This window comes from Phenylobacterium sp., from assembly GCF_037138395.1.
Taxonomy (GTDB): domain Bacteria; phylum Pseudomonadota; class Alphaproteobacteria; order Caulobacterales; family Caulobacteraceae; genus Phenylobacterium.
In genome coordinates, this window is the sequence record NZ_JBAXIM010000007.1 from 12,713 (window position 1) to 30,106 (window position 17,394).

At 67.2% G+C, this 17,394-nt stretch carries 15 protein-coding genes; 11 read left to right on the forward strand and 4 right to left on the reverse strand.

The window, feature by feature from the left end:
• Window positions 1-19: 19 nt before the first annotated feature.
• Entirely contained in the window at window positions 20-883 is an 864-nt protein-coding gene (locus WCJ52_RS01040) for a TauD/TfdA family dioxygenase (protein ID WP_336901429.1), read from the reverse strand.
• Between the two features lie 93 nt (window positions 884-976).
• On the opposite strand from WCJ52_RS01040, the gene cobS reads away from it, so the two are divergent.
• Genes cobS through WCJ52_RS01060 form a run of 4 tightly spaced genes read left to right on the forward strand, consistent with a single transcriptional unit; the run spans window position 977 to window position 6,197 of the window.
• Window positions 977-1,981: a cobaltochelatase subunit CobS gene (cobS, locus tag WCJ52_RS01045; protein WP_336901430.1), complete on the forward strand. Its 1,005-nt coding sequence runs from the start codon at window positions 977-979 to the stop codon at window positions 1,979-1,981.
• A 51-nt stretch (window positions 1,982-2,032) separates the two neighbouring features.
• Window positions 2,033-3,226 carry a DUF3089 domain-containing protein gene (locus WCJ52_RS01050; RefSeq protein ID WP_336901431.1) on the forward strand — a complete coding sequence of 398 codons (1,194 nt, stop codon included), beginning with the start codon at window positions 2,033-2,035 and terminating at the stop codon, window positions 3,224-3,226.
• Window positions 3,227-3,246: 20 nt separating this feature from the next.
• Window positions 3,247-5,196, forward strand: coding sequence for a cobaltochelatase subunit CobT (gene cobT / locus WCJ52_RS01055; RefSeq protein WP_336901432.1), 1,950 nt, complete (start codon window positions 3,247-3,249; stop codon window positions 5,194-5,196).
• A complete protein-coding gene (locus tag WCJ52_RS01060) occupies window positions 5,196-6,197 on the forward strand; it encodes an esterase-like activity of phytase family protein (protein ID WP_336901433.1) in 1,002 nt (333 codons plus the stop codon). Before cobT ends, WCJ52_RS01060 begins: the two co-directional genes overlap by 1 nt.
• A gap of 126 nt (window positions 6,198-6,323) precedes the next feature.
• On the opposite strand, the gene rpmB is transcribed toward WCJ52_RS01060, so the two are convergent.
• Window positions 6,324-6,620: a 50S ribosomal protein L28 gene (gene rpmB, locus WCJ52_RS01065; protein WP_336901434.1), complete on the reverse strand. Its 297-nt coding sequence runs from the start codon at window positions 6,618-6,620 to the stop codon at window positions 6,324-6,326.
• Window positions 6,621-6,999: 379 nt separating this feature from the next.
• On the opposite strand from rpmB, the gene WCJ52_RS01070 reads away from it, so the two are divergent.
• From WCJ52_RS01070 to WCJ52_RS01095, 6 genes are all read left to right on the forward strand, one after another.
• Window positions 7,000-9,537 (forward strand): helicase-related protein, encoded by a 2,538-nt coding sequence (locus tag WCJ52_RS01070; RefSeq protein ID WP_336901435.1) that lies wholly within the window; start codon window positions 7,000-7,002, stop codon window positions 9,535-9,537.
• Window positions 9,534-9,887, forward strand: coding sequence for an RNA-binding S4 domain-containing protein (locus WCJ52_RS01075; protein WP_336901436.1), 354 nt, complete (start codon window positions 9,534-9,536; stop codon window positions 9,885-9,887). The genes WCJ52_RS01070 and WCJ52_RS01075 overlap by 4 nt, the downstream gene beginning before the upstream one ends.
• Window positions 9,884-12,268, forward strand: a complete 2,385-nt coding sequence (locus tag WCJ52_RS01080) for a penicillin acylase family protein (RefSeq protein WP_336901437.1) — start codon at window positions 9,884-9,886, stop codon at window positions 12,266-12,268. Before WCJ52_RS01075 ends, WCJ52_RS01080 begins: the two co-directional genes overlap by 4 nt.
• Before the next feature lie 83 nt (window positions 12,269-12,351).
• Complete coding sequence (gene fdxA, locus WCJ52_RS01085) at window positions 12,352-12,693, forward strand: ferredoxin FdxA (RefSeq protein WP_336901438.1); 342 nt, start codon at window positions 12,352-12,354, stop codon at window positions 12,691-12,693.
• A 271-nt stretch (window positions 12,694-12,964) separates the two neighbouring features.
• Window positions 12,965-13,477 (forward strand): CarD family transcriptional regulator, encoded by a 513-nt coding sequence (locus tag WCJ52_RS01090; protein WP_336901439.1) that lies wholly within the window; start codon window positions 12,965-12,967, stop codon window positions 13,475-13,477.
• Window positions 13,478-13,593: 116 nt separating this feature from the next.
• Window positions 13,594-14,346 carry a hypothetical protein gene (locus WCJ52_RS01095; protein ID WP_336901440.1) on the forward strand — a complete coding sequence of 251 codons (753 nt, stop codon included), beginning with the start codon at window positions 13,594-13,596 and terminating at the stop codon, window positions 14,344-14,346.
• 13 nt (window positions 14,347-14,359) lie between these two features.
• Here the strand turns inward: WCJ52_RS01095 and WCJ52_RS01100 are convergent, their stop codons facing one another.
• The gene (locus tag WCJ52_RS01100) at window positions 14,360-15,193 is read right to left on the reverse strand and encodes an enoyl-CoA hydratase-related protein (protein ID WP_336901441.1); all 834 of its coding nucleotides are present in this window, start codon (window positions 15,191-15,193) and stop codon (window positions 14,360-14,362) included.
• Window positions 15,194-15,434: 241 nt separating this feature from the next.
• Here WCJ52_RS01100 and WCJ52_RS01105 point away from each other — a divergent pair, with 241 nt between their 5' ends.
• A complete protein-coding gene (locus tag WCJ52_RS01105) occupies window positions 15,435-16,052 on the forward strand; it encodes a glutathione S-transferase (protein ID WP_336901442.1) in 618 nt (205 codons plus the stop codon).
• A gap of 6 nt (window positions 16,053-16,058) precedes the next feature.
• On the opposite strand, the gene WCJ52_RS01110 is transcribed toward WCJ52_RS01105, so the two are convergent.
• Window positions 16,059-17,360 (reverse strand): dicarboxylate/amino acid:cation symporter, encoded by a 1,302-nt coding sequence (locus WCJ52_RS01110; RefSeq protein WP_336901444.1) that lies wholly within the window; start codon window positions 17,358-17,360, stop codon window positions 16,059-16,061.
• Window positions 17,361-17,394: the final 34 nt, after the last annotated feature.

Below are 17,394 nucleotides of genomic sequence, written 5' to 3' on the forward strand. Positions count from 1 at the left end.
CTTCCAATCCCTCCCGACGTCAGACCGGGACTTCCCCCTGTACCGTCGTCCGGTGCATGAGCCTGAGATACCCGTCGTACCCGCCTTCGGCGAAGTGCATGGTACAGCGGTTGTCCCACATCAAAAGGTCGCCTTCGGTCCACCTGTGCCGATAGACGAATTCGTCCTGGGTCAGGTGAGCGAAGAGGAAGCCCAGCAGGGCCTTGGATTCCTCGAGCGTAAAGCCTTCGATCCCCACGGTGTAGACCGGGCTGACATACAGGGCCTTTCGGCCGGTCACAGGATGGGTCCGGACAAGCGGGTGGGTCAGGCTGCCGTCCGCCGCCTCGGAGACGATGATCTTCATGGTCCGAGCCTCGGTATCGCGGGCGAAGACCCCCTTGGTACCATAGCTCTGACGGGCAGAATGGACCGCCTGGAGGGGTGACAGGACCGACTTCATGGCGTCGGAAAGGGCATCCCAGGCACGGCTGGCGTCCACGAACAGGGTGTCGCCGCCGACCGGCGGGATGGTCTGGGCCCGCAGGAGGGTGGCCGCCGGGGGGGTTTCCAGAAAGCTCCAGTCTGAATGCCAGCCCGCACCGAAATTGGAGGCCTTTTCGTCAGGTAGCCGCCTCAGCTCAAGCACGTTCGGCCGACCGGGCATGGGCGTGATGTAGGGGTCCTGACCGAAGGGACCGATCTGGAGCGTAAAGGCCTCCAGGGCGTCCAGGTCCAGGGGCTGGCCCGGAAAGCAGACCACGGAATGCCTCGCCCAGGCCGCCTTAACCCCGGCGATCTCGTCAGGCGCCAGGGGCGCAGCAAGATCAAGTCCGGTGATCCGGGCTCCGAAGCCGGAGGCTTCGGGGGCAACAGCGATCTGACCGCCAGCGGATTCGCTCATATCGTCCTCCCCGCCCCCATCTTCGTCAGGGGATCAAGTCTGCATGAAACACCGGTTTGCATCCGTCGCGTAAGCCTGTAATCGATCCCGGCCATGACTTCTCTCGCCGATACCCAGGACGATACGCTCCTGACGCATGTCCCCGACCACACCGTCTCCCTTCGCGAGGCCTTTGGGGTCGATTCCGACATGAAGGTTCCCGCCTTCAGCACGCGCGACTCGCACGTGCCTGACCTGGACCCCGCCTACCGGTTTGATCCGGAGACCACCAAGGCCATCTGCGCCGGGTTTGCCCACGACCGCCGGGTGATGGTGCAGGGCTATCACGGCACCGGAAAGTCGACCCACATCGAGCAGGTGGCGGCGCACCTGAACTGGCCACTGGTCCGGGTGAACCTCGACAGTCACGTCTCTCGGATCGACCTTGTCGGCAAGGACGCCATCGTCTTGAAGGATGGCAAGCAGATCACCGAATTCCGCGAGGGCATGCTCCCCTGGGCGATCCAGAGGCCCATCGCCCTTGTTTTCGACGAATACGACGCCGGCCGTCCGGACGTGATGTTCGTGATCCAGCGGGTCCTGGAGGCACAGGGCAAGCTGACCCTGCTGGACCAGAACCGCGTCATACGGCCCAATCCCTATTTCCGGCTGTTCGCGACGACCAATACCATCGGCCTGGGAGACACCACCGGTCTCTATCATGGCACCCAGCAGATCAATCAGGGGCAGATGGACCGCTGGTCCATCGTCACCACGCTGAACTACCTCGCACACGACGTCGAAGCGGACATCGTCGTGGCCAAGTGCCCGTCCTACGACAACACCGAGGGCCGTCGCCAGGTGGCGGCCATGGTCCGCGTTGCCGACATGACCCGCAGCGCCTTCATCAACGGCGACATCTCGACGGTGATGAGCCCCCGGACGGTGATCACCTGGGCGCAGAATGCCGAGATCTTTGACGGCGACCTGGGCCTGTCTTTCCGCATGACCTTCCTGAACAAGTGCGACGAGCTCGAGCGCGGCACGGTCGCCGAGTTCTTCCAGCGCGCCTTCGGCCAGGACCTTCCCGAAAGCACTGCCCGCCCCCGCCTCAGCTGATACCGGCGGGCGTCCCGACCCGGAGGCCGCCGGCTGATCCAGGAGACCGCCATGATCCGTCCCGTCCTGACCGCCCTCGCCGCCTCGCTCCTGCTCTCCCTCGCCGGGGCGGCCGAGGCCCAGACCCCTGCGACACCTGCGGTTCTACAGAAGATCGACTACAGCCGTTCCGAGACTTGGTTGTGCCTGCCCGGCCGCAAGGACGCCTGCGCCTCGGACAATACCGCGACCGTCATTACGGCCGATGGCCGGACGACGCGGGAGACCTGGGCGGCGAACCCCAAGGCACCCGTCGACTGCTTCTACGTCTATCCGACGGTCTCCAACGATCCCTCCATCCTGTCGGACATGACGGCCAACGACGAGGAGCGCCGGGTTGTCGAGCAGCAACTCGCTCGCTTCGCCTCCCGGTGCCGGGTCTTTGCGCCCCTCTACCGCCAGTTCACCCTCACGGCACTGCGCGCTTCGATGACGGGCCAGCCACTCCCCGGCGGAGCTGCGGCCAATGCCCCACGTCCGGACACCGGCTATACCGACGTGGTCGACGCCTGGCGGCACTACCTGAAGACTGAGAACAAGGGCCGCGGGGTCATACTGATCGGGCATTCCCAGGGCTCGGGGATCCTGACCCGGCTCCTGGCCAGTGAGATCGACGGCAAGCCCGAGCAGAAGCTCCTGGTGTCGGCCATTCTGGCGGGAACCAACCTGCCCGTGGACCCCGGCAAGACCACCGGCCTTTTGAAGTCCATTCCCACCTGCACGGCCGCCAGCCAGACCGGGTGCGTGGTGGCCTTCGCGACCTTCCGATCCAATATCCCGCCTCCCGCCGGAACGCTTTTCGGCCGCCCCCGGGGAACCGGGACGGAGCGAGTCGCCGCCTGCACGAACCCGGCAGCCCTTGGCGGGGGCCCGGCTCCCCTCGACGCCTACCTCGCCACGGCCGCAAACAGCCAGGATCCCGCGGGATGGGTGAAGGGCGGGGCCCGGATCGAGACGCCCTTCGTCAAGGTTCCCGGTCTCCTGACCGGCGCCTGCGTGTCCCGCGACGGCCTGAACTGGCTTGAGGTCACGGTAAGGGCGGATCCAGCGGATCCCCGGCTGGACGACATCCGCGGCGACGTGGTCGCCGGCGGGCAGGTGAACGCCGCCTGGGGCCTGCACCTGATCGACGTCAACCTGGTGATGGGCGATCTCGTCAACCTGGTCGGCGAACAGTCGCGGGCATGGGCGGGCCGGAAACCCTGAGGAAGGTCTGAGCGGACGACATGTCCCGGAATCCGGAAAGTCCCATCGAACCCTTCAAGCGCGCCCTGGCGAACGCGGTGCGCTCGCTTGCCCAGAATCCTGATCTGGAGATCGTCTATTCGGGCGAGGCGCCGGGGGTTCAGGGAGACCGCGCGGTCCTGCCGCACCCGCCCCGGGACCTGACACCCGAAGACGCTGCCCGTATCCGGGGCATGGCTGACCAGATGGCCCTGCGGATGTCGCAGCATGACCCAGCCATCCATGCCCGCACCCGCCCGGCCTCCGCCGAGGGCCAGCCGGTCTTCGATGCGCTGGAGCAGGCCCGCATCGAGGCGGTCGGGGCCAACGCCCTGGATGGCGTCAAGGCCAACCTCAGGGCCCTGCATGACGCCGCCTGGGCGCGGCGCCCCTTCAATCCTGTGGAAGCGCAGACCGCCCCGCCCATGGCCGACATCCTGTCCCTGCTGGTGCGCGAGCGCCTGACCGGGGTGGAGCCCCCGGCCAATGCCCGGCCGCTGGTGGACATGTACCGGTCCGAGATCGAAGCCCGCGGGGGCGAGACCCTCGAAAAGCTCGGCGAGGTGCTGGGCGACCAGAGGGCCTTCGGACGCCTGGCCCGGAGCCTCCTGCGCGACCTGTCCATGGGCGACGACCTGAGCGACGCCCCGGACCCGGCCGACCAGCAGGAGGAAGACGGCGACGAGGGGGAGTCGGAGTCCAGCGAACAGGGGGAGGAAGGCGAAGGCGAGGCCCAGTCCCCCCAACAGACCTCCCTCGACGATGGCGAAAGCACCCACCGCGAAAGCGAGGACGCCGACAGCCAGATGACCGAGGCGATGGAGGATCCCAACGCCGAGGACATGGACGAGCCGCCCGAGATGGGCGAGGGCGACCAGCCTGCCCGACCGGAGATGAAGGGCGAGGGCAAGGTCCCGACCTACCGGGTCTTCACCACGGCCCACGACGAGGTGGTGGCGGCGGAGGAGCTTTGCGAGGCTGAGGAGCTGACCCGGCTGAGAGCCTATCTCGACCAGCAACTGGCGAGCCTGTCGAGCGTGGTTTCGCGTCTGGCGAACAAGCTCCAGCGCAAGCTGATGGCCCAGCAGAACCGGTCGTGGAGCTTCGACCTTGAAGAGGGGCTGCTGGACGTCGCCCGGCTGACCCGGGTGATCGTCGATCCCACCGCCTCCCTGGCGTTCAAGGAGGAAAAGGACACGGAGTTCCGCGACACGGTGGTCAGCATCCTCATCGATAACTCCGGCTCCATGCGGGGACGGCCGATCATGGTCGCCGCCGTGTGCGCCGACATCCTTGCCCGGACGCTGGAGCGCTGCGGCGTCAAGACCGAGGTGCTTGGCTTCACCACCCGGGCCTGGAAGGGCGGGACCTCGCGGGAGGACTGGCTGAAGGCCGGGAAGCCTGCAGCCCCGGGGCGTCTGAACGACCTGCGCCACATTATCTACAAGGCCGCGGACGCCCCCTGGCGGCGGGCCCGCCGCAATCTTGGGCTGATGATGCGCGAGGGACTCCTCAAGGAGAACATCGACGGCGAGGCCCTGATGTGGGCCCACCAGCGCCTGATCGGGCGGTCGGAAGCCCGCCGGATCCTGATGGTGATCTCGGACGGGGCGCCTGTAGACGACTCCACCCTGTCAGTGAATTCCGGCCACTATCTCGAAAAGCACCTGCGGGAGGTGATCGCCGAGATCGAGGGCAAGAGTCCCGTGCAGCTGATCGCCATCGGCATCGGCCATGACGTGACGCGCTACTACCGCCGGGCTGTGACCATCGTCGATGCGGAGCAACTGGCGGGCGCCATCGTCGACCAGCTGGCGGGACTCTTCGACGAGGAGCCCCGCAAGATGAACCGGAAGACCGCTGGCCTGCTGGCGCCGCCGCCGCATACCCAGGGCCCGGATGGCCCTGCGCGTCGGTCGACCTTCAAGGAAGTCCGGAAGGCGGTCCTGTGATGGGCGGGCCTTCCGCCCGGGGCCTCCTGATCGCCGGCCTCGCCCTGCTCGCTTCAGCCTGCGCCGATACGACCTCTCCGACGGCCGGCCCAGTCCAGGCCAGCCCAGTCCAGGCTGGCCAAGTCCAGGCCGGACCCTGGGTGATGGTGACCGCCACGCCGGTGGCTGCAGATCCCTCCCGCCCGGACCGGACCGACTTCGGGCACTTCCACTATGCCGGTGGCCTCGCCTTGACCGCCTCGGACAGCAGTCGCCTCCACGGCCTTTCAGACCTCCGGTCCCTGGGCGATGGCCGGATCGCGGCGGTAAGCGACGAGGGTGATCTCTTCGAGGCCCGCCTGCGGCTGGACGCCGCCGGACGCCTGGCCGGCCTCGACCGGACCCGGATCACACCCCTGGCGGGTCCCGCCGGCGGACCCCTCGGGGGAAAGTTGGAAGCTGACGCCGAGGGGCTCGCCCTCCTCAGGAACGGCGATCGACTGGTGAGCCTGGAGCAGAGGCACCGGATCCTGCTCTATCCCGCCGATGGCCGCCCGCCACGGCAGGTGAACAGCCCGGACGCGGCCTTCGCCCCGAATGCGGGCATGGAGGCCCTTGCGGCGGACCCGGCCCGGGGCCAAGACGCCTGGCTGGTCGGCGGCGAGGAATCCGGCGAGCTTTGGACCTGCACCCTCCGGACCCCGTGCCGGTCCCTGGGCGTCCTGCCAAAGCCCTTCGAGTTCGGCCTGGTGGCCGTGACCCCACTTCCCGGCGGCGGCCTGGCCTACATGATCCGCGCCTGGGATCCCCTGCGTGGCTCGCGCATCGCCCTCATCCTGAGGAAGGCTGACGGGAGCGAGATTGACCGCCTCGAGCTCGCCAGGCCCCTGCTGGTCGACAATTTCGAGGGTTTCGACGTCCTTCCGGGGAAGGACGGGGCCCTGCGATTCCTGCTGGTTTCGGACGACAACTTCTCGACCGAGCAGCGGACCCTGCTCCTGGCCTTCGACTGGAAGCCCTGAGGCCTCCGGCAGAGCCCGACGCCCGCGATCCGGAGAGGCAACTCATCCTCCCAGGCTGGGACAGCCAGAAACGAAAAGGGCCGCCCCTGAGGACGGCCCCTTCAAACCCGATCATAATTCCTCGCCTCAGGCGGCGACCTTGTCCGCAAGCTTGGCCTTCAGCTGGCGCTTGATCTTCAGGGCGCGGGGGGACAGGTCCTCATCCCGGGCCTTGACGAGAAAAGCGTCAAGGCCACCCCGGAAGTCCAGGGTGCGGAGCGCCGCATTGGTGATGCGCAGTTTGAAGTTCTGGCCGAGCAACTCCGACTGGAGGGTCACAGGGGCTAGGGCCGGCAGAAAGCGGCGCTTGGTCTTAACGTTCGAGTGGCTCACATTATGGCCGATCATCGGACCGATACCAGTGAGCTCGCAGCGGCGCGACATGGGTTTCTCATCCCGACAGAAAAAGGCACGGAGACCGTTGGGCCGCCGAGGGAGCGGCGATATAGGCCAAGCGCACAAGGAAGGTCAAGGCTGGGAAGACCGGTGGCGGGACTCATCTGCGACCCTGGGCCGGACGCGTCAGAACCCTGTGGACGAACATCGATTTTCAATTGTGGTTAACGGGCATTCTGATACTATCCCTAGTATAGAACAAAATCCGAATCTGCGGATGTCGCTGATTCGGTCATGATTCGTTTCGCCGCTGTTCGTAGTGCGGTGAGCCCCACGTTAATTCTTGTCCCTGACATTTGTACGCCGCCCACCCGAACCGGGACCCCGGGCGCTTGCGGGCGGACGATTCCCACCCCACCCTGAGACTATGAGCGAGCGTCCCGCTGGCCCCGCCCCCTCGCGTCTCGTGGCGGTTCTGGGCCCCACCAATACCGGGAAGACCCACCTGGCGGTGGAGCGGATGCTCGGCCACGCGTCAGGCATGATCGGGCTGCCCCTGCGGCTCCTGGCCCGGGAAATCTACGATCGAATCGTCAAGGCGCGTGGTGTCCGCTCCGTTGCCCTGATCACTGGCGAGGAGAAGATCATCCCGCCCCGGGCGGCCTATTTCGTCTGCACTGTGGAAGCCATGCCGCTCAGCCGGGAAGTCGAATTCCTGGCGATCGACGAGATCCAGCTGTGCGCCGACCCCGAGCGCGGTCACGTCTTCACCCACCGCCTGCTCCACGCCAGGGGCCGGTCCGAGACCATGCTGATGGGCTCCCTCTCCATGGCACCCCTGATCCGACGCCTGCTGCCAGAGGCCGAGATCGTCAGCCGGGAACGGTTCTCGACCCTGACCTACGCCGGATCGAAGAAGCTGACCCGCCTTCCCCGCCGGACGGCTATCGTCGCCTTCTCGGCAGACCAGGTCTACGCCATCGCCGAACTGATCCGCCGCCAGCGCGGCGGGGCCGCAGTTGTCATGGGATCCCTGTCCCCCCGCACCCGAAATGCCCAGGTGGCGCTCTACCAGTCCGGGGAGGTTGATTTCCTTGTGGCGACCGACGCGATCGGCATGGGCCTGAACATGGATGTCGACCATGTGGCCTTCGCCGGCCTCGGGAAGTTCGACGGAAAGCGCTCGCGGGCGCTGCATCCCCAGGAGGTCGGACAGATCGCCGGACGCGCAGGACGCTACCGAAAGGACGGAACCTTCGGGGTGACCGGCGACTGCGAGGAGCTGGACCCCGGCCGGGTCGCCCAGGTCGAATCCCACCGGTACGAGCCGGTGATCTCCGCAGAGTGGCGGAACCCCCGCCTGGACTTGTCCTCCCTGCCGGCCCTGCTGAGGTCCCTCGGTGAGACACCCGCTCGGGAGGGCCTGTCCCTCTCGGACGAGGCCCTGGACGAGATCACCCTCAGGCAGCTGGCCGCCGACCCCCGGGTGGCCGACCGAGGCCAAGACCGAGACGCCCTGCACCACCTCTGGGAGGTCTGCCAGACCCCCGACTTCCGGAAGTCCGGCTTCGAGGAGCATGTGCGGCTGGCCCGGGAGTTTTTCTTCTGGCTCTCCAGCCACGGTCGTCGCATCCCTGAGGACTGGATGTACGAGCAGTTCCGGCGACTGGACCGCACCGAGGGCGAGATCGACACCCTACAGGCCCGGCTCGCCAACGTCCGGACCCTCGCCTACGTCGCCAACAGGCCCGGATGGCTCAAGGATCCCGCTGGATGGCAGGGACGGACCCGGGAACTCGAGGAACGACTTTCGGACACCCTGCACCAACAGCTGACGGCCCGGTTCGTCGACCGCAGGACCAGCGTGCTGATGCGATCCCTCCGGGCCTCCGGCGAGATCCTGGCGGGCGTCTCCGGGGATGGCGTGGTGACGGTCGAGGGACAGGTGGTGGGACGCCTGTCAGGCGTGGTCTTCACTCCGGAGATGGCGGCTTCCGCCCTTGAGGAGAAGGCCCTGAGGGCGGCGGCCAATTCCGCGGCTGGACCGGAGATCGCCCGGCGGCTGGGGCGGTTGGCCTCCGAGCCGGACGAGGCCTTCGCCCTCGACCCCCGCGGCGTGGTTCTCTGGCGAGGCGAGGCTGCAGCTTCGGTCCAGGGGGGCACGGTCTTCGCTCCAAGGGCCCGGCTTTTCGGAGACATGGGGCCAGCGCCGGTGCGTGAGCGGGCCCAGCGCCGCCTGGAGGCCTGGCTGGCCGCAGAGGCCCGGCGACGCCTCGCGCCCCTGGCCAGGCTGGATGAGGCGCTGCGCAGCGACCAGCTCCGCGGCCTCGCCCGGGGCCTGGCCTGGAGACTGGTCGAGGCCGGCGGCGTCCTGGACCGGGCCACTGTCCGGGAGGAGACCGCCGCACTCTCGCCAGCGGAGCGGCGAACCCTGCGCGGCCTTGGGGTCCGCCTGGGTGCCTTTTCCCTCTATCTTCCGGCCCTGGCCTCGGGAGAGGCTGCGGACCTTGTCCGGTCGGTGATCGCGCCAGCAAGCGCCTCACCCCAGGCCGGCCTTCGCCTCGGCGGACAGGCTGCGCCCCTGGCGCCAGTCCTGGCGGCGGCGGGCCTTCGGATGGCGGGCGACCTGGTGGTCGAGGTCGCACGGCTCGAGGATCTGGATGCCGCCCTCAGGGCTGCCCCCTGGACCGGTCGTGGCGTCGAGGTGGGCCCTGGGCTAGCCGCCGTCCTCGATGGGTCAGTCGAACACCTTCATCAGGTCCTGAGGGCCCTGGGATTCGCCCCCGCCGAACGCTTGACCCCCGGTTCCCCGAGCCTCTGGCGGCGACGCCGTCAGCCCGCTACCGCCGCGCCTCCCGCCCTGCCTTCCGCCTCGCCCTTCTCGGCCCTGGCAGCCCTTCGGGCCCAGCCCCCGGCCAGGGCAGGACGGCGCCCACCCCGGCGCCGCAGGAATCCCGCCTCATGAGCGATGGCGGCTCGGTCCGCGCCGACGTCTGGCTCTGGCGGGCCCGGTTCTTCAAGTCCCGGAGCCTGGCGGCCCGGTTCGTCGAGGAAGGGCGCATCCGGCTCACCCGCGACGGCACCGAGAGCCGGATCGACAAGTCCTCGCGGCCCCTGAAGATCGGCGACGAGCTGGTCTTCGCCATGGGGGGGCGCCTCACGGCCGTGATGGTGACAGGCCTTGGCGAACGCCGCGGCCCGGCCGTCGAGGCCCGCAAACTCTATGCGGCGATGGCAGACCGCGGAGCCGAAGTCTTGCCGCCGAAGCCGAGGGCACCTAGCGTCGGGTCCGGCTTCGGGGAGGACGCGCGATGATATCAAGGTCACTGGCCCCTTCGGCCTTCGCCCTCCTCTGGGGGCTTCTCCCGGCCGCCCAGGCCCTGGCCGCCGCCCCGCAGGTCGAAGACCGCCGGGTTGCGGGCCTGGCGGCACCCGCTGAGATTCGGGTCGACCATTGGGGTGTCCCGCACATCTATGCCCAGTCGGCGCGGGACGCCTTCTTTATCCAGGGCTACAACGCCGCGCGTGACCGGCTCTGGCAGATCGACCTTTGGCGGAAGCGCGGCCTGGGGCTTCTGGCGCGGGACTTCGGCCCCGACTTCCTGGAACAGGACAGGGCGGCACGGCTCTTCCTTTACCGGGGCGATATGAAGGCGGAGTGGGCTGCCTACGGCCAGGGTGCCCGGAGCGACACCGAAGCCTTCGTTGCCGGGATCAATGCCTATGTCGACGAGATCCGGTCGGGAAAGCGCACCCTGCCCCGGGAGTTCAGGATCGCCGGGACGGCCCCGGACATCTGGACCGCCGAGGACGTGGTACGCGTCCGCAGCCATGGACTGACCCGAAACGCTGGCATGGAAGCCACCCGGGCCCGGATCCTGTGCGCCGGCGGGCCGGGTGCCGACAGGTTGTTCAAGAAGCTGGAGCCAGACTGGACGACAAAGGTCCCCGATGGCCTCGATCCCTGCGACATCCCCGCAACCGTCCTGGACGACTACATCCTGGCGACCCGGGGCGTGAAGTTCGACGCCGCCCGGCGGCGGCTGGCGGCGGAAGCCCCGGCGCCGGAGTCCCAGGGCTCGAACAACTGGACGATCGCGCCGTCGCGCACGACCACCGGGCGTCCGATCCTGGCCAATGACCCGCACAGGGATCACGGACTGCCCTCCCTGCGCTATGTGGCCCACCTGGAAGCGCCCGGCCTGTCGGTGATCGGGGCAGGGGAACCTGCCCTGCCCGGCGTTTCCATCGGCCATAACCAAACCATCGCCTTCGGCCTGACCATCTTCTATGCCGACCAGGAAGACCTCTACGTCTACGAAACCTCCCCCGACGATCCTGACCTCTATCGGTACCGAGGCGGGTGGGCCCGGATGGAGACCGTCCGCGAGACCATCGAGGTGCGGGGCGGACCCGCGCGGCAGTTCGATCTGCGGTTCACCCGGCATGGCCCCGTCGTCCACACCGAGTCCGGCAGCCACAGGGCCTTCGCCCTGAGGTCGGTCTGGGCCGAGCCGGGCGCCAGCGCCTATTTCGGCTCGCTGGGCTACATGAACGCCAGGTCCTGGCCCGCCTTCAAGTCCGCCCTGGCGAACTGGGGAACGCCCAGCGAAAACCAAGTCTATGCCGATGTCGGGGGGCGGATCGGCTGGGTAGCCGCCGGCCGGGTCCCGGCGCGGCCAAACTGGGACGGGCTCCTCCCGGTCCCGGGGGACGGACGCTACGAGTGGAAGGGGTTCCTTTCCCAGGCCGAACTGCCGTCCAAGCTGAACCCGCCAGAGGGCTACATCGCCACCGCCAATGCGATGAACCTGCCGCCAGGCTATCCCGTCGCCAAGCGGAAGGTCGGGTTCGAGTGGTCGAACCCGTCGCGCCTGCAGAGGATCAACGAGGTCCTGGGATCCGACCGCCCCCTGAGCCTTGCCGACTCCCTGGCCCTGCAAACGGACCCCACGGACATTACGTCACGCAGGCTGATCCGGCTCCTGGCACCCCTCTCTTCCACAGACCCCCTGACCTCCAGCGCCCTGGACCTGCTGCGCAGGTGGGACGGCACGGCCCGGGCGGACAGCGCCGCGGCCGCGGTCTACCTCATCTGGACGGGCAAGCACCTCGGGCCCGCTGTGGTGGGCAGGGCGGCCCCGCCCCAGGTGAGGGAGCTGATCGGCGGCGGCGACCTGGCCGCAGTGATGGACCTGCTGGAGAGCCCCGGTGACGCGCTCGGCCCCGATCCTGAGGCCGCGCGGCGGGCGCTTCTGCTCGAGAGCCTGGGCGCGGCGGCCCGGGAGGCCCGGGACCGGATGGGACCTGATCCCTCGACCTGGGCCTGGGGCCGGCTTCACCAGGCGGCCTTCACGCATCTGCTCGCACCCCTGGCGACAGGTGCCGACCGCGAAGGCCTCAGCGTGGGCCCGGAGCCCATGGCCGGAACCTCCCTTTCCCCGCTGGCGGCCACCTGGCGACCTGATGACTTTCGGGTCACGGCCGGGGCGTCCTTCCGAATGGTGCTGGACGTGGGCGCCTGGGACGAGAGCCAGTTCATCAATACGCCCGGCCAGTCGGGAGACGTTGACAGTCCCCACGCCCGCGACCTCTTCCAGACTTGGGTCAAGGGCGGATACGTGCCCCTGCTCTACAGCCGCAAGGCGGTGGAGGCGGCGACGGAGACGCTGATCCGGCTGACGCCTGGCCGCTGAAGCGTCCATGCCATTGACAACCTCGGCCGGGGCCGCGAGAACCCGCGCCGGTAGCGACAAGAGCCCGGAGGCCAAGACGCGCAATGACCTACATCGTCATGGACTCGTGCATCAAATGTAAGTTCATGGACTGCGTAGAAGTGTGTCCGGTCGACTGCTTTTATGAGGGCGAGAACTTCCTGGTCATCAACCCCGACGAGTGCATCGACTGCGGCGTCTGCGAACCGGAATGCCCGGTCGACGCCATCAAGCCGGATACGGAGGACACCCCCGACGGCAAGTGGCTGCGGATCAATACGGATTACGCCAAGGTCTGGCCGAACATCACCCTGAAGGGCGAACCGCCGGAGAACGCAGCAGACTTCGAGCGCGAGACTGAAAAGTTCGAGAAGTACTTCAGCGAGAAGCCCGGCAAGGGTTCCTGAGCCCCCTTGGGGCGCAAGCCTTTCATCGATCTCAGTTTTGTGATACCTCTGCCCGAGTTCCGGAGGAGGCGTCCGCCGGGATGTCGTGTTCACAAGTCGTCGTTCGCCGTCGGCCTGCGCCCATGGAGGGCGAGGGGTGTCCTAGACTGAAGCCATCGGAAACCGTCAGCTTCCAGGCTCGCATTTTTCGCGGGGCAGGAGACTTTTTCCGAAATTGCAGTTCGTGGGGCGCGGGCACGTCAGTACGCTAGGTGTTTGAAGGGATCAGAGAATGAGCAAAGACGATCTTCAGTTCTCAGTGGGCGATCACGTGGTCTATCCCGCGCATGGCGTGGGGCGGGTCCAGGGGATCGAGACCCAGGAAGTCGCCGGCTATTCCCTTGAAGTCTATGTCATCACCTTCGACCACGAAAAGATGACCCTGCGGGTTCCTACCGCCAAGGCCAAGGTGTCCGGCCTGCGGTCGCTCGCGGAAGGCAATGTGGTCAACCAGGCCCTGACCACGCTGAAGGGCCGGGCCCGCGTGAAGCGCACCATGTGGTCGCGCCGCGCCCAGGAATATGAAGCTAAGATCAATTCTGGCGACCTGATCTCGATCGCCGAGGTCGTGCGCGACCTGCACCGGGCCGAGAACCAGCCCGAACAGTCCTACTCGGAGCGCCAGCTTTACGAATCCGCTATCGACCGCATGGCCCGGGAGGTCGCCGCCATCGAAAGCATTGACCGGGACGCCGCCATCGGCATCCTCACCAAGAGCCTCACCAAGGTGGTTGTGACCGTATGAGACCCATAACCTAGCGGCGTAATCGTATAACTTCATACAGTCTATCGACTGCAGTCGGTCTAAGGCAATCGGGGCGGCTGACATGAGACACCCGTTTGAATCGACCGGAGATAGCCATGAAATTCCTGCGCGCAGCCCTGCCGGCCCTGTCCGTGGTCCTGGCGGCGGGTGCCGCCCAGGCGGCTGACGACTGGGAGTTTTCTGTCTCCCCGTTCGTTTGGGGACCAGGGATCGTCGGCGACGGCCAGGTCCCGCCTGACGGGCCGTCGGCGGACATCGACATCACCTTCAAGGATATCCTGAGCCACATTACCGGCGCCTTCATGGGCACGGCGGAAGCCCGCTATGGACGTTTCGGAGTCCTCGGCGACGCCGCGTTTGTGAAGTTCACCGTCAAGCCAGACGTGGAACTGGGCGGGACTCCCGTGATCAACAGCAAGGTCGCTGTCTCGACGAACGCCACAACCATCGCCGGCTTTGGTCGTGTCTATGAGTCCGACCGCGGATCCATCGACCTCCTGGCGGGGGCCCGCTACAGCGACTTCAAGCTCAAGGCGGGCATCAGCCAGCCCGGGCAGCCGGGGAAAACCTCCGAGAACGAGATCAACAACTGGCAGCCCATGATCGGCATCCGCGGCGATGTCCGGTCCGGTGAGCACTGGACCCTAGCGGCCTACGGCGACTATGCGGGCCTTGGGGACGGAAACTTGAAGACCTGGCAGGCCCAGGCCACCGCCAGCTACGGCTTTAACGAGCACTCGAGCCTGTATGGCGGGGTCCGGGTCTACAATCTCGAAGTCCGCGGCCGGAAGGTGGACTCCAACCTGACCATGGCCGGCCCGATCTTCGGATACCGCTACACGTTCTGATCCGGCGGGGGCTTCAGCCCCCCGCCTTGTCGCCGGTCCGGTAATCGCCAAAGGCGGAGTCCCGGGTATTTAGCGCCTTGGTCACGCCCTGTCTCAGCTCTGCCATGTAGGTGCGGCTCGCGGGGGTGTGCCAGCCGAGGGCGTGCAGGTCGGTCCCAGCCCGGATGCCGGCGCGCATCCCCATGGCCTCCATCTGCCGGTGGACAAGGCGCTTGTTCAGCTGGGCGAGCTCCGGGTCGACCATGGCTATGCGCTGGGCCATGGCCAGGACCTCGCCTTCGAGGTCATCAGCCTTGAAGGCCCGGTTGGCGAAGCCGAGGCGAACGGCCTCGAGCCCGTCGAAGGCGTCGCCGGTGAGCATGAGCTCCATGGCGGCCCGCATGCCCACGATCCAGGCATGATACTGGTTATCCGGCGGACTCATGGTGCGGACGGCGGGATAGCCGATCTTCGCATCCTCGGCCACGTAGACGAGGTCGCAGGCAACGGCCAGTTCGGACCCGCCCGCAAGGCACCAGCCATGCACCTGGGCGATGATGGGCTTGGCCATGTCCCACATGCGGAAACAGCCCTCGACCACATGACGCGCCCACTGGCCCTGGCCGCCGGCGGTGTGGAAAGGCAGGGCCCCCACCCCGGCAAGGTCATAGCCGGAGGAAAAGCAGGGACCCGCGCCGCGCAGGATGATCACCCGCACTTCCGGATCCCGGTCGGCGGCTTCCAGGGCGGCGAAGAGCTCTCCGCGCAGGGCGTTGGAAAGGGCGTTGCGCTTCTCGGGCCTGTTCAGGGTCAGGCGACGGACATGGGGGGCCGGTTCGTCGGCCAGAATCAGGGTTGGGTCGCTCATCTGGGGTCCTCCCGCTTTCGACCGAGCCTGTTCCCTTCAGACGGAGCGTCTGAAGGGAACAGGCTCTAAGTCAAAAAGTTAGATCCTGTTTGGATCCGATAACCGGTTCCCACTTATCGGAACAGGATCGAGACTAGGCGGGAGACGCCTGTCTCCACAAGCGCCAGTGATTAACGCCGGGTCCGGCTTGACGCCGGACGGCGCGGCCCTGCTAATCACACGCAACAAGAGGAGACACAGGATGAAACTCTACAATTCAGTCGGGCCCAACCCGCACGTGGTTCGCATGTTCATCGCCGAGAAGGGCATGGACGTCCCGAGGCAGGAGGTCGATCTGATGGGCGGAGAGAACCGCCGGCCGCCCTTCAACTCAACGGTCAATGTGTCCGGCCAGCTGCCGGCGCTTGAGCTGGACAACGACCAGACAATCTCCGAGATCACGGCGATCTGTGAGTACCTCGAGGAGGTGGGCAAGGGCCCCGCCCTGATCGGATCCACCCCGGAGGAACGCGCCGAAACCCGCATGTGGGTTCGCCGGATCGACCTCAATATCTGCGAGCCCATGGCCAACGGCTTCCGCGCCGCAGAGGGCCGGGCCCTGTTCGCCAACCGGATCAAGCTGGTCGGCGCGGACGGCGCAAAGGAACTCAAGGACATTGCCCGCGACCGGCTGATCTGGCTGGACGGCCTGCTGGCCGGGCGCACATGGGTGGCGGGAGATCGCTTCACCCTCGCAGATATCCTGCTGTTCGCCTTTCTCGCCTTCGGCGCTCAGGTCGGCCAGCCCATTCCCGGCGAAGCTGGAAACGTCCTCGCCTGGTTCGAGCGCACCAAGGCCCGGCCCAGCGCCGCGGCCTGAGGCCGGTCAGTCGGCCCCTCCCGCGGCTGCTGCCGCGGTGAGGGTCGCCGGCGGACCGCGGTCCAGCTCCTCCCGAAGGCGGTCGCGGTCCAGGTCGCCTTCCCAACTTGCGATCACGAGGGTGGCGACGCCATTGCCCACCAGGTTGGTGAGGGCCCGGCATTCGCTCATGAAGCGGTCGACCCCCACGAGCAGGGCCAGGCCCGCGATCGGGATGTCCGGGATCACCGCCAGGGTCGCCGCCAGGGTGATGAACCCCGCGCCCGTCACCCCGCTCGCCCCCTTCGAGGTCAGCATGGCCACTCCCAGCAGGGTCAACTCCTGGCCCAGGGTGATGGGAATGTTCATCGCCTGGGCAAGGAACAGCGTGGCCAGGGTCATGTAGATGTTGGTGCCGTCGAGATTGAAGCTGTAGCCCATTGGGATCACGAGGCCCGTCGTCGTCTTGCCCGCGCCCAGCTGCTGGAGCTTCTGCATCATCTGCGGCAGGACCGACTCCGAGGACGAGGTCCCCAGCACGATCAGCAGCTCCTCGCGGATGTAGCGCAGGTACTTCAGGATCGAGAAGCCGGCCAGGGCGGCGATACTGCCCAGGACCACCAGGACGAAGATCAGGGAAGTTGCGTAGAAGGTCGCCACGAGGGCACCCAGTTTGACGAGCGCCGCGATGCCGAACTTGCCGATGGTGAAACCCATGGCCCCGAAGGCGCCAATGGGGGCGAATTTCACCACCAGCTGGATGATTCCGAAGAAGAGGTGGGAGACGGAGTCGAAGACATCAGCGGCCTGCCGGCCAAAGTCGCCCAGCCGGGTGCAGGCGATCCCGGTCAGGATGGCGATCAGCAGGACCTGGAGGAGATTGCCCTCGGCAAAGGCCCCGAAGAAGGCCTCGGGGATCACTGCAAGGAGGGACTCCGAAAGGGTCGCCCCGTGCGAAGCCTTCTCAACGTAGCCAGCGGCGATCGACGGATCGAGAGCGGCAGGATCGACGTTGAAGCCGGCCCCCGGCTTCACAAGGCGGCCGACGACCAGGCCGACAGCGAGGGCCAGGGTTGAGACCACCTCGAAATAGACCAGGGTCCGAAGGCCCAGCCGGCCAAACGCCTTCATGTCGCTCATGCGGGCGATGCCCGCTGCGACGGTGCAGAAGATCACCGGCGCAATGACCATCTTGATCAGCCGGACGAAGGCGTCCCCGAGGGGCTTGAGGGCCACGCCGGTCTCGGGCCAGACATAGCCAACGAGGATGCCCAGGGCGATGCCCGCCAGGACCTGGACATAGAGGAGGCGGAAACTCCGAAGAAGCATCATGGACGGGCTCGACTCCGGGGGCTCCAAGCCC

Coding starts and splice junctions, on each gene's coding strand:
- cobS (WP_336901430.1), top strand. CDS start 977: ATGACTTCTCTCGCCGATACCCAGGACGATACGCTCCTGACGCATGTC.
- cobT (WP_336901432.1), top strand. CDS start 3,247: ATGTCCCGGAATCCGGAAAGTCCCATCGAACCCTTCAAGCGCGCCCTG.
- WCJ52_RS01105 (WP_336901442.1), top strand. CDS start 15,435: ATGAAACTCTACAATTCAGTCGGGCCCAACCCGCACGTGGTTCGCATG.
- WCJ52_RS01095 (WP_336901440.1), top strand. CDS start 13,594: ATGAAATTCCTGCGCGCAGCCCTGCCGGCCCTGTCCGTGGTCCTGGCG.
- WCJ52_RS01060 (WP_336901433.1), top strand. CDS start 5,196: ATGGGCGGGCCTTCCGCCCGGGGCCTCCTGATCGCCGGCCTCGCCCTG.
- WCJ52_RS01070 (WP_336901435.1), top strand. CDS start 7,000: ATGAGCGAGCGTCCCGCTGGCCCCGCCCCCTCGCGTCTCGTGGCGGTT.
- fdxA (WP_336901438.1), top strand. CDS start 12,352: ATGACCTACATCGTCATGGACTCGTGCATCAAATGTAAGTTCATGGAC.
- WCJ52_RS01100 (WP_336901441.1), bottom strand. CDS start 15,193: ATGAGCGACCCAACCCTGATTCTGGCCGACGAACCGGCCCCCCATGTC.
- WCJ52_RS01080 (WP_336901437.1), top strand. CDS start 9,884: ATGATATCAAGGTCACTGGCCCCTTCGGCCTTCGCCCTCCTCTGGGGG.
- WCJ52_RS01075 (WP_336901436.1), top strand. CDS start 9,534: ATGAGCGATGGCGGCTCGGTCCGCGCCGACGTCTGGCTCTGGCGGGCC.
- WCJ52_RS01040 (WP_336901429.1), bottom strand. CDS start 883: ATGAGCGAATCCGCTGGCGGTCAGATCGCTGTTGCCCCCGAAGCCTCC.
- WCJ52_RS01090 (WP_336901439.1), top strand. CDS start 12,965: ATGAGCAAAGACGATCTTCAGTTCTCAGTGGGCGATCACGTGGTCTAT.
- rpmB (WP_336901434.1), bottom strand. CDS start 6,620: ATGTCGCGCCGCTGCGAGCTCACTGGTATCGGTCCGATGATCGGCCAT.
- WCJ52_RS01050 (WP_336901431.1), top strand. CDS start 2,033: ATGATCCGTCCCGTCCTGACCGCCCTCGCCGCCTCGCTCCTGCTCTCC.
- WCJ52_RS01110 (WP_336901444.1), bottom strand. CDS start 17,360: ATGCTTCTTCGGAGTTTCCGCCTCCTCTATGTCCAGGTCCTGGCGGGC.